Raw genomic sequence first — 11,578 nt, 5'->3', positions numbered from 1 at the left:
CAGGAGAACACCGTTTATTCGGAAAAAGGGAATGTGACACGATTTTTGTCACATTCCCTTTTTTTCTCAAAATAATGAAACTGGAAAATTTTCAGTAGGTAAGCTAAAATTCATTTAAGAAAAAGAATGGGGGGATAATAGATGCTGGAAGAATATTTTCAGGAAGTCGGGTTGACACTCGTTGAATTACCCATTGAATTTTCAGATGATCGGTTGATTTATCGTGGCTATATCAAAGAATTGCCAATGATCAACGCGGAAGGTGAAACTAGAAAAGCGATGCAGCAAAAAATAGCTGGTATGTATCAGGTGTATCGGGAACAGCTATTGGCAGAATCAGCGGAAGAAGAAAAAGAAAAAACGATGAACTTGTCCATGGATGAGCTGCTTCGTTATTATGATGGCGAAACATTTGACGGATTTTCACTTCTTAACGAAGAGGAAACAGATTTACCAGGCAGCTGGTAGGAGAACACCGTTTATATGGAAAAGGGGATGTGACAAAATCTTTGTCACATCCCCTAAAAAGTTTGGCAGTTTTTTGCCGATGTTCAAGGCACCCTACTTATCGTACGGATATTTTTTAGCGGAAAGTCCGATTCAAGTGGTTTTTATTCAGCTGATATTTATAAGATAAGTGAAAGATCCCAGCAATCAGCAACGTAATCGTATAGGCAATTGAATGATCGAAAAAAGAATAGTAATTGACTCCAGCTAACAGGCATAATGCAACCATATAGCTGATGTGTAAGCGAGCAACCAAACCTTTTGGCCCAATTTTGTCAAAATACTGCGCCCATTTTTCCCGTTGACTCCCTATGCTTCGTTTTTTGAACTGAAAAAAAAGGGATAAAATACCGACTCCTAGAAAAGCAGCGATATTCAGAGAAATAAGGTAAATAAAAAAAATCATTAAAATTTCAAACATATTGACACCTTTCTAATTGGATAGAACCTTTACAGTAAAAAGGCAAAAGGCGTGAATAATGTTTCACACGAAACATTATTCGCGGATTTGTCCATCGCCATAAATGATATATTTTGTGGAAGTTAATTCATTTAACCCCATTGGACCACGGGCATGTAGCTTTTGAGTGGAGATGCCGATCTCTGCACCAAAACCAAATACCGATCCGTCTGTAAAACGAGTGGAGGCATTGACATAGACAGCCGCCGCGTCCACTTCATTCAAGAAACGCTGACTAGCCGAATAGCTATCTGTCACGATTGTTTCTGAATGCTTGGTGTTATGTCGGTTGATATGCGCAATTGCTTCACTTAAAGAATCGACTACTTTGACGGCAAGGATATAATCTAGATATTCAGTATCCCAATCTGCCTCTTCTGCTAAAGCAGCTGTCTCTAGATATTCTAACGCACGAGCATCCGCACGTAAAGAGACGCCGTGTTCTACCAGTTCTTTTTCAATGGCTGGTAAGAAAAAGGGTGCGATCTCAGAATGGATCAGTAATGTTTCTGCCGCGTTGCAGACAGAAGGACGGGAAGCTTTTGCATTGACGATGATTTTCACTGCCATAGACAACTGTGCTTCTTTATCGATGTATACGTGATTATTTCCTGTACCTGTTTCAATGATAGGTACCGTTGCCTGTTCTTTGACTCGTTGGATCAATTTTGCTCCGCCTCGAGGGATCAGCACATCTAAGTATTCTGTCAATCGCATCAACTGTCCTGCAGTTTCGTGAGAAGTATCATCGACAAACTGGATGGCATAAGGAGATTCGCCAGCACTGACCAGTACTTGCTGCAATAGTTGGACCAGTAATTGGTTCGAGAAGAATGCTTCTTTGCCACCGCGAAGGATAACGGCATTCCCTGATTTGAACGCTAGACTGGCTGCATCAGTCGTGACATTTGGACGAGATTCGTAAATGATACCGATCACGCCGAGGGGCACGCGTTTTTTGCCGATTCTCAATCCGTCGGTGTTCGTCCACATCTCATCTACTTTTCCAATAGGATCGTCTAACGAAGCAATCTTTTCGATCTCTGCAGCCATGGCATTGATTCGCTCAGGTGTCAGCTGCAAGCGGTCTTGCATCGTTTCACTGATATTGTTTTCGACTGCTTTTTCTAAGTCTTTCTGATTTGCTTCGATGATCGCCTGTTGATTCTTTTTGATGGTTTTCGCCATCTGAACAAGTAGCTCATTTTTACGGTTTGTAGGCATAAGTGCTAGTTGTTGCGCACTATCTTTTGCCTGTTGCCCTAATTGCATCAAATCAGTCATTTCAAGTCCTCCTTAAATAAAGTACCTACTTCTTTTCCTGCAAGAATATCAAAAATGATTGCCGGATTTTTTCCATTTGCTAGAATCATTGCACTGTTTGCTTCAAATATCCTAGAAGCTGCTTTTAATTTACTTTGCATACCGCCTGTTCCAAAGGCGCTGCCTGCACCACCTGCTTGTGCCAGAATCTTTTCATCGATTTTATCGATATAGCGATACATCTGAGCCTCGGGATTTGTAGTCGGATTATCTGAATAAAAACCGTCGATATCAGAAAGAACGATCAAAAGGTCTGCCGCGACAAGTTTTGCCATGATTGCTGACAGCTGATCATTATCGCCAAATTTTGTCAGATGATCTAATTCATCTACTGCGACAGTATCGTTTTCGTTCACGATAGGAATCGTATCCATGATCAAAAGCTGTTCCAATGTATTCCTCACATTTTTACGACTTTCAGGGTAATCTACCACGTCTCTTGTCACGAGGATTTGTGCTGTCTGCTGATTATATACACTGAATCTTTGATTATAGATATTCATCAATTCGGCTTGACCAACAGCCGCCGCAGCTTGCTGTTCAGGGATCAAAGTCGGACGTTCTGACAAATGTAATTTATGCATACCGACGCCTACAGCTCCCGATGAGACTAGGATCACTTCCTTTCCACGATTTCTAAGATCGGAAAGGACAAAAGCTAACTGATCGATCGCCGCAAGATTGATGTTTCCATTGGGATAGATCAATGTACTTGTTCCTACTTTGACAATAATTCGTTTTGCATTTTTTATTTCTTTACGCATGTGACACCTCAATCAAATATCCACTCATTAATTTCGTTCTATTCTACTTGTTTTGACGAGTAAAGTCATGTAAAAAATAGTTTTTTTGTACAACTTGCAGTTGTTCGGTAAAAGAACGCGTTAATGGTTGACTTTAGGATAGCAGAATTTCTTGAAGAATTTGTAAAGAGAGTCTTTTATAGCCTCGAATATGTTAGAATAGGAGTAGTTTATTTAGGGAGGAAAACCGGTGAGAAAAAGAGGATTTGAAGTTATTTCTAAATATAAAGAGCAAAATATCAATCTACCGCAGCGCGCTACACATCATGCTGCTGGCTATGATTTTGAAGCAGCAGAAGAGGTCGTGATTCCAAGTATCTGGAAAGCAGGCTGGAAAAAAGGATTGGAAACCGTCGCAGATACATTGAAAAAAGACGTATCAGAAAATGAAAAACAGTTGAAACCGATCCTCGTACCTACTGGGATCAAAGCCTACATGGGAGAAGATGAATTTTTGCAGCTTGCTAACCGTTCAAGCAATCCGTTGAAGCGGTTTTTAGTGTTGACGAACGGCGTGGGTGTGATTGATAGCGATTATTACAATAATGAGGCAAATGAAGGCCATATCATGTTCCAATTCACCAACTTTGGTTTCAAGGATGTAGTGATCAAAAAAGGTGAGCGTATCGGTCAAGGAATCTTCTTGCCATTTTTAAAAGCAGATCAAGATCAAACGACTGCTCAACGTCAAGGCGGATTTGGTTCTTCCAGTAAATAAAACGATAAAGAAATTTAAGCTTGATTTAATGTCTCATGGTTAGAATAAAAGGAGGCGGTACAATGGCAAAAAAATCAAAAGTACAATTTGTTTGCCAAAATTGCGGGTATGTGTCGCCTAAGTTCTTGGGACGCTGCCCAAATTGCGGAAAATGGAATACGATGGTCGAAGAAATCGAACAAGATACAACAGACCGCAGAACGCGAACAAGTTTGACAGGAGAAAAAGCGAAACCAACAAAAATCGCAGACGTCGTCCCTAAAAAAGAACCTCGGGTCAAAACGAAATTAGAAGAACTGAACCGTGTGCTAGGTGGAGGTGTGGTACCGGGATCCATGGTCTTGATCGGTGGTGACCCAGGTATTGGTAAATCCACTTTGCTATTACAAGTTTCTCAGCAATTAGCAGCCATAGGCGGGAAAGTCTTGTATGTATCCGGCGAAGAAAGCGCAGAACAGATAAAATTACGCGCGGAGCGCCTCGGAAGTATCAACACAGAATTTTATCTATACGCTGAAACAGATATGAATGAAATCAGTCGTGCCATCGAACATATCTCCCCTGATTATGTTATTATTGATTCCATCCAAACGATGACGCAGCCAGACATCACAAGTGTGGCAGGAAGCGTCAGCCAAGTAAGAGAAACCACTGCAGAATTACTCAAAATCGCTAAAACAAATGGGATTGCCATCTTTATCGTCGGTCATGTTACGAAAGAAGGTTCGATCGCCGGTCCAAGAATGTTAGAGCATATGGTGGATACAGTGTTATATTTTGAAGGTGAACAACATCATAGTTTCCGAATTTTACGAGCGGTAAAAAACCGATTTGGCTCAACGAACGAGATTGGGATTTTTGAAATGCATGAGCATGGATTGGAAGAAGTCGCTAACCCTTCACAGATTTTCTTAGAGGAACGCCTAGACGGTGCGACTGGCTCTGCTATCGTTGTAGCAATGGAAGGAACACGTCCAATTTTGGTAGAGATCCAAGCATTAGTCACACCTACTATGTTCGGAAATGCTAAGCGAACAACAACAGGTCTTGATTTCAATCGTGTATCTCTGATCATGGCAGTGCTGGAAAAAAGAGCTGGACTACTTCTTCAGAATCAAGATGCTTACTTAAAAGCTGCAGGTGGGGTAAAATTAAATGAACCAGCGATTGATTTAGCTATCGCTGTCAGTATTGCTTCAAGCTACAAAGAAAAAGGAACACAGCCGACGGAATGTTTCATCGGTGAAATCGGACTGACTGGAGAAATCAGACGTGTCAGTCATATTGAACAACGGGTCAAAGAAGTCCAAAAACTCGGCTTCACAAAAGTTTACCTGCCTAAAAACAACTTAGGCAATTGGGAAGCGCCAAAAGGAATCGAGATCGTTGGAGTAGCAACTTTGGCTGAAACGTTGAAGCGTGTGTTCCGCTAAATAATAAATGATTGTCGAAACGGAGGAAAAACGATGCAAAAACGTGTCATTACGTTGCTGATGATCATTGTCGGCGCAAGCTTGGGTATTTCATTTTTACCCTCAGCTTGGCAGGCAATCGGTCAACAGTCAAATGGGTGGCTGAATAATACATTTACCAACAGCTTGTTAGGCGCACTTATTTTCTTTTTATTATCTTTGCTGTTGGCCAAACATATCTCAGCTATTATCAAACAAGTAGAACAAAAACTAAGCGAGGTCAGTTTGACTTATCTTCTCTTCGGTGCGATCGGTGCGATCATCGGATTGACTTTAGGCGTTGTGATCTCAACCCCTCTTTACAATATGGAAATTCCATTCGTCAATAGTGTATTGCCGATTTTACTGATGATCATCTTAGGTTATCTGGGATTGAGAATGGGAACGACACGAATCGAAGAATGGAAGAAAGTCTTTGGTTCACGAAGCAAAAAAATCGAGCAAGAAACAGCTAGCCAAGTGGAGAGCCAACTGTTAGAACGAAAATCAGGAGAAAATTTCCATAAATATAAAATCTTGGATACAAGCGTGATCATTGATGGTCGGATTTATGATATTACAAAGACTGGATTCTTAGAAGGAACCTTGATGATCCCTAATTTTGTTCTTTACGAACTACAATACATCGCGGACTCAGGGGATAGTTTGAAACGTGTGCGTGGTCGTCGCGGATTAGATATCCTAAATGCTTTGCAAAAAGAAGAAGGTATATCTGTCGAAATGTACGATGGAGACTTTGAAGATATCAGCGAAGTAGACAGCAAATTGATCAAATTAGCCAAGCTTTTAGACGGTGTCATCGTAACCAATGACTATAACTTGAATAAAGTCTCTGAATTCCAAAATGTACCTGTTCTTAATATCAATGCGTTGGCAAATGCCGTGAAACCAGTCGTCATTCCTGGCGAAACGATGAATGTTCTAGTAGTAAAAGCCGGGACAGAACGCCAGCAAGGGGTAGCCTACCTTGATGACGGCACGATGGTTGTCGTAGAAGATGGACAGCATTACATGAATGAACGTATCGAAGTCGTTGTGACAAGCGCCCTTCAAACAGCTGCTGGACGTATGATCTTTGCTAAACCTGCCCATGCAGGACGAGGGATCGACAATAAAAAAGAGACAGAGAAAAAGACAAAACAATCAAAATAAAAAAGAAATTCAGCCAACTGGTAAGGAAATTCAACCAGTTGGCTTTACTATTTACCTTAGAAAAGGTAAAATTTGTGCTGAGTGGCTTTAAATAAATGATATTTGAGAAGCCGTAACTGACGGAATTTTTACTGTTAGTCAAAGTCTAGTTTGAAAGAAGAGGAAGAAAATGACGAAAGTACGCGTACGCTATGCACCAAGTCCAACTGGGCACCTGCATATTGGAAATGCAAGAACTGCATTGTTCAATTATTTGTTTGCCCGCCACAATGATGGAGACTTTATTATTCGTATTGAGGATACTGACCAAAAACGTAATATCGAAGATGGCGAAAAAAGCCAGTTGGAAAACCTTGCTTGGTTGGGAATGGATTGGGATGAATCTCCTGAAAATCCTGGAGAATACGGCCCTTACCGTCAATCTGAACGTAAAGAAATCTATCAACCGCTGATTGATCAGTTACTTGCTAGCAATCGAGCATACAAATGCTATTGCACAGAAGAAGAATTAGAAGCAGAACGGGAAGCACAACGCGCAAGAGGAGAAATGCCTCATTACGCAGGAACATGTGCGAACTTGACACCTGAAGAACAAGCAGAAAAAGAAGCACAAGGTCTAGAATCTGTTGTACGTTTCCGTGTGCCTCGCAATACAGAATACGCATTTACAGATATGGTAAAAGGCGCTATTTCGTTCGAATCCGATAATATCGGCGGCGACTTTGTCATCCAAAAACGCGATGGTATGCCAACCTATAACTTTGCTGTTGCGGTCGATGACCATTTGATGAAAATCACTCACGTTTTACGTGGAGATGACCATATTGCCAATACACCAAAACAACTGATGATCTATGAAGCATTTGGCTGGACGCCACCAACATTCGGACATATGACGTTGATCATCAACAGTGAAACAGGCAAAAAACTAAGCAAACGTGACGAATCAATCTTACAATTTATCGAACAATATCGCGAATTAGGTTATCTACCAGATGCAATGTTCAACTTTATTGCATTATTGGGCTGGTCACCTGTGGGCGAAGACGAAATCTTCGAACACCAAGAATTGATCAAAATGTTTGATCCAAAACGCCTAAGTAAATCACCCGCAGCTTTCGATGCGAAAAAACTGCAATGGGTAAACAACCATTACATCAAAGCAATGGATCTAGATGCATTTACTGACATGTGTCTGCCTTATCTAATCGCTGATGGACGTGTAGCAGAAAACCCAGATGAAAAGACAATCGAATGGGTGAAGAAGATCGTTAGCCTGTATCAACCTCAAATGAGCTATGCTGCAGAAATCGTTGATCTGTCTACGCTATTTTTCAATGAACATCCTGTATTGAATGAAGCAGCAAAAGAAGTACTTGCTGGTGAAACAGTTCCTACTGTTCTCCATGCATTTAAAGCACAGCTAGAACAAATGGAAGTAGTAGATGCTCCAACTGTAAAAGCTGCCATCAAAGCTGTTCAAAAAGAAACTGGCGTAAAAGGGAAAAATCTTTTCATGCCGATCCGTGTAGCTGTATCAGGACAAATGCATGGCCCAGAATTGCCTGAAACGATCGAATTGCTTGGTCGTGAAAAATCATTAGCACATTTAAATCAAGTACTGAACTAAACACGATGAACAGAAAAAAGTAAGCAGCTGATCATTACAAGAGAGATACCGGGTGGTGCAAGGTATCAATGAATGGTTGCCGAAATGCCTCTGGGAGTGGTCTTGGCGAAAACACAGAAAACAGGAAAAACTGTTTTACAGGAAACGAAGTAGCCAAGAACGTATAACAGGCGTTAGCTGTCAGAGATAATCATTGATTATGAAGAAAAGTGGAACCACGCGGAAAGCGTCTTTTGATAAGGAAACTTATTTAAAAGGCGCTTCTTTTCTTTATAAGAAGCTGTTTTCCTACATAAAATACTTACGAAAGGAGTGGAAAGTCATGAGTTGGTTTGCCCGAGCGATTGATGCAGCAAAGAGAAACGATCCGGCTGCACGTTCGACAGCGGAGATCGTTTTGACCTATCCTGGTTTTCATGCCTTGTTTTGGCATCGTTTCTCTCATTTTTTATATCAGCATCGGCTCTTTTTATTGGCGAAGATCAATGCTCAATTTTGGCGATTCCTGACAGGTGTTGAAATCCATCCAGGAGCAACGATTGGAACAGGTGTGTTCATCGACCATGGAATGGGGATCGTCATTGGCGAAACTGCAGAAATCGAGGATGATGTGATTTTGTTCCATGGCGTAACATTAGGCGGTACGGGAAAAGAAACAGGTAAAAGACATCCAACGGTCAAACAAGGAGCCATGCTCTCTGCGAATGCGCAGATATTAGGACCGGTAACGATCGGAAAAAACGCAAAAATCGGTGCAGGTGCCGTTGTGTTGAAAGATGTTCCAGACGATGCTACAGCGGTAGGAGTACCAGCAAAAGTCGTTCGAATCAAAGGAGAAAAAGTGAGGAGATCAGAATGATAAAAATCTACAATACATTGACCAGAAAAAAAGAAGAATTCATCCCTATACAAAAGGGACATGTCGGTATGTATGTCTGCGGACCGACTGTGTATAATTATATCCATATCGGAAATGCTCGTAGTACCATTGCTTTCGATACGATTCGACGCTATTTTGAATATCGAGGCTATAAAGTCGATTTTGTATCGAATTTCACGGATGTAGACGATAAAATCATCCGTACAGCAAACGAATTAGGCATCACAGCACCAGAAGTCGCTGATCGTTTCATCCGAGCATTTGAAGAAGATACGAAAGCGTTGAATGTCGAGCCTGCTACACTGCATCCAAGAGTCATGGACCATATGCCAGATATTTTAGCATTTATTCAAGTGTTGGTTGAAAAAGGCTATGCTTATGAATCTTCAGGTGATGTGTATTACCGTACCCGTAAATTTGAAAACTATGGGAAATTAAGTGACCAATCCATCGATGAATTGGAAGTCGGCGCAAGTCAGCGTACTGGTGAAGAACAGCAGCAAAAAGAAGACCCATTAGATTTCGCTTTGTGGAAACAAGCAAAACCAGGCGAGATTTCTTGGGATTCGCCATGGGGCAAAGGACGTCCCGGTTGGCACATCGAATGCTCCGTCATGGCAACAAAACATTTAGGCGAAACGATCGATATCCATGGTGGCGGGCAAGATTTGGAGTTTCCTCATCACGAAAATGAAATCGCACAAAGTGAAGCGAAAACAGGGAAAAAATTCGCTAATTACTGGATGCACAATGGCTATGTAACGATTGGCGAAGACGATGAAAAAATGAGTAAATCTCTAGGGAATTTCATCACTGTGCATGAAATGATCCAAAACGTCGATCCACAAGTCTTGCGTTTCTTCATGGCGACCACACAATACCGTCGTCCGATCCGTTACAGTGAAACGACGATGAAAGAAGCAGCCACCAATTTACAACGACTGAAGAATACGTTTGACAATTTGAAATTCCGCCAAGAAACTGCCTCAGAGAATTTGGCAGATGATGCGGATAAAATCGCTTTGTTAGAAAATTTGGAACAGCGATTCATCGAAGAAATGGACGATGATTTTAATGCAGCAAATGGGATCACAGTGGTCTATGAGCTTGCTAAATGGCTGAACACTTATCTAGACCAGCCGGAAGTTTCTGCCGCTGTCTTGGCACAGGGAGAAGCTTTATTCTCGCAATGGCTTTCGATCTTCGGTATTTTATTTACAGCAGAAGAATTATTGGATGAAGAGATTGAACAATTGATCGAAGAACGAAATCAAGCAAGAAGCAATCGTGATTTTGCCCGAAGCGACGAAATCCGTGATTTGTTGAAAGAAAAAGGGATCTTATTAGAAGATACACCCCAAGGAACCCGATGGAGAAGAGAAGCATGAGAGATTACACACAATTGAACGGTTTAGCCTTGGCTTACGTGGGAGATGCGATTTACGAAATCTATGTTCGCGACCACCTGATCGATCAAGGAGAAACAAAACCCAATAAGCTGCATCGTGCGGCAACGAATTATGTTTCTGCGAATGCACAAGCTTTTTTGATTCAGCAAATGCTGGAGGAACATCTTTTGACAGAAGAAGAAGAGCTTTATTATCGCAGAGGAAGAAATGCCAAAAGCCATACGAGTGCAAAAAATGCTGACGTTACGACTTACCGGGTCGCAACAGGGTTCGAAGCACTGATGGGTTATCTGCATTTGACAAAACAAACCGAGCGGATGGAAGAATTGATCCGCTGGTGTATTCAGAAAGTTGGTGAAAAAAATGGGTAAAGAAAGAACAAACAAACATCAATCGAAACGTGGATTTGAAGACAAAAAACAAAATAGATATCCAAATAAAAAGCAAACTGGACGAAATCAGTCAGTTTCTGATCAAAATGAAGAAGCATTAGAAGATAATTTCGTCTTTGGACACCATGCCGCAGTAGAAGCGCTACAACAAGGGCGAGGGAATAAACTCTTTCTTCAAGAAGATTCACGAGGAGAAAAAGTAGAAGAACTGAAAGAAATTGCACGTGAGCAAGCTGTACCGGTCAAATGGGTCCCTAAACAAAAATTAGAAACTTTGAGCGATCATGGCGTGCATCAAGGAGTCGTTCTTGCGATTACACCTTATGAATATTTATCCCTTGACCAACTGATTGAACGAACAAAAGAGAAAAAAGAAGACCCCTTCTTTTTGATTTTGGATAGCATCGAAGATCCACACAATTTTGGGTCGATTTTACGGACAGCAGACGCAAGTGGCGTTGATGGTGTGATCATACCAAAACACCGAGCAGTTGGAATCACGCCTATCGTAACAAAGACTTCCACTGGTGCAGTGGAATATGTGCCTGTTGCACGTGTGACGAATTTGGTACAAGCTGTGCAACAGCTCAAAGAGACAGGATTTTGGGTATTTGGCACAGATATGACCGGCACAAACTTCCAAAAATGGAATGCCAAAGGATCCATTGCTTTAGTCATTGGTAATGAAGGCAAAGGAATGAGTCCAGGATTGAAAAAAGAAATGGATGAATTACTGACGATTCCAATGACTGGGCACGTCCAAAGTTTAAATGCCAGTGTTGCCGCTGGATTGCTGATGTATCAGGCTTTTTCCCAACGTCAGGGGGAGTAG

12 protein-coding genes and 1 other annotated feature are annotated in these 11,578 nt (G+C 41.4%); of the genes, 9 read left to right on the top strand and 3 right to left on the bottom strand.

The features are described from left to right. Nucleotides 1-141: 141 nt before the first annotated feature. A complete protein-coding gene (locus HMPREF2988_RS02950; protein ID WP_002315868.1) occupies nucleotides 142-468 on the top strand; it encodes a hypothetical protein in 327 nt (108 codons plus the stop codon). A gap of 115 nt (nucleotides 469-583) precedes the next feature. Here the strand turns inward: HMPREF2988_RS02950 and HMPREF2988_RS02945 are convergent, their stop codons facing one another. From HMPREF2988_RS02945 to proB, 3 genes are all read right to left on the bottom strand, one after another. Beyond that, the gene (locus tag HMPREF2988_RS02945; RefSeq protein WP_002293100.1) at nucleotides 584-928 is read right to left on the bottom strand and encodes a hypothetical protein; all 345 of its coding nucleotides are present in this window, start codon (nucleotides 926-928) and stop codon (nucleotides 584-586) included. A 75-nt stretch (nucleotides 929-1,003) separates the two neighbouring features. Continuing rightward, nucleotides 1,004-2,251, bottom strand: a complete 1,248-nt coding sequence (locus tag HMPREF2988_RS02940) for a glutamate-5-semialdehyde dehydrogenase (RefSeq protein ID WP_002329828.1) — start codon at nucleotides 2,249-2,251, stop codon at nucleotides 1,004-1,006. Continuing rightward, a complete protein-coding gene (gene proB, locus HMPREF2988_RS02935; RefSeq protein WP_070769967.1) occupies nucleotides 2,248-3,054 on the bottom strand; it encodes a glutamate 5-kinase in 807 nt (268 codons plus the stop codon). Before proB ends, HMPREF2988_RS02940 begins: the two co-directional genes overlap by 4 nt. A gap of 229 nt (nucleotides 3,055-3,283) precedes the next feature. Between proB and HMPREF2988_RS02930 the strand changes: the two genes are divergently transcribed. The 8 genes from HMPREF2988_RS02930 (at nucleotide 3,284) to rlmB (ending at nucleotide 11,578) form a co-directional block, all read left to right on the top strand. Continuing rightward, a complete protein-coding gene (locus HMPREF2988_RS02930) occupies nucleotides 3,284-3,811 on the top strand; it encodes a dCTP deaminase/dUTPase family protein (RefSeq protein ID WP_002315871.1) in 528 nt (175 codons plus the stop codon). Between the two features lie 62 nt (nucleotides 3,812-3,873). Beyond that, the gene (radA, locus tag HMPREF2988_RS02925; RefSeq protein WP_002293096.1) at nucleotides 3,874-5,244 is read left to right on the top strand and encodes a DNA repair protein RadA; all 1,371 of its coding nucleotides are present in this window, start codon (nucleotides 3,874-3,876) and stop codon (nucleotides 5,242-5,244) included. Nucleotides 5,245-5,277: 33 nt separating this feature from the next. Next, entirely contained in the window at nucleotides 5,278-6,435 is a 1,158-nt protein-coding gene (locus HMPREF2988_RS02920) for a PIN/TRAM domain-containing protein (protein WP_002287448.1), read from the top strand. Between the two features lie 169 nt (nucleotides 6,436-6,604). Further along, entirely contained in the window at nucleotides 6,605-8,065 is a 1,461-nt protein-coding gene (gene gltX, locus HMPREF2988_RS02915; RefSeq protein ID WP_002293095.1) for a glutamate--tRNA ligase, read from the top strand. Then, nucleotides 8,062-8,302 (top strand) — a binding site (T-box leader). Its footprint overlaps the gene before it by 4 nt. A gap of 85 nt (nucleotides 8,303-8,387) precedes the next feature. Further along, nucleotides 8,388-8,924 carry a serine O-acetyltransferase EpsC gene (gene epsC / locus HMPREF2988_RS02910; RefSeq protein ID WP_002293094.1) on the top strand — a complete coding sequence of 179 codons (537 nt, stop codon included), beginning with the start codon at nucleotides 8,388-8,390 and terminating at the stop codon, nucleotides 8,922-8,924. Then, nucleotides 8,921-10,333, top strand: a complete 1,413-nt coding sequence (cysS, locus tag HMPREF2988_RS02905; protein ID WP_002293093.1) for a cysteine--tRNA ligase — start codon at nucleotides 8,921-8,923, stop codon at nucleotides 10,331-10,333. Before epsC ends, cysS begins: the two co-directional genes overlap by 4 nt. Then, a complete protein-coding gene (locus HMPREF2988_RS02900) occupies nucleotides 10,330-10,725 on the top strand; it encodes a Mini-ribonuclease 3 (RefSeq protein WP_002293091.1) in 396 nt (131 codons plus the stop codon). The genes cysS and HMPREF2988_RS02900 overlap by 4 nt, the downstream gene beginning before the upstream one ends. Next, entirely contained in the window at nucleotides 10,718-11,578 is an 861-nt protein-coding gene (gene rlmB / locus HMPREF2988_RS02895; RefSeq protein WP_002314322.1) for a 23S rRNA (guanosine(2251)-2'-O)-methyltransferase RlmB, read from the top strand. The genes HMPREF2988_RS02900 and rlmB overlap by 8 nt, the downstream gene beginning before the upstream one ends.

Source organism: Enterococcus sp. HMSC061C05, assembly GCF_001814765.1.
GTDB lineage: Bacteria > Bacillota > Bacilli > Lactobacillales > Enterococcaceae > Enterococcus_B > Enterococcus_B lactis.
Note: the sequence above shows the minus strand (reverse complement) of the source record. Positions and strands in the feature narration are given on the sequence as shown.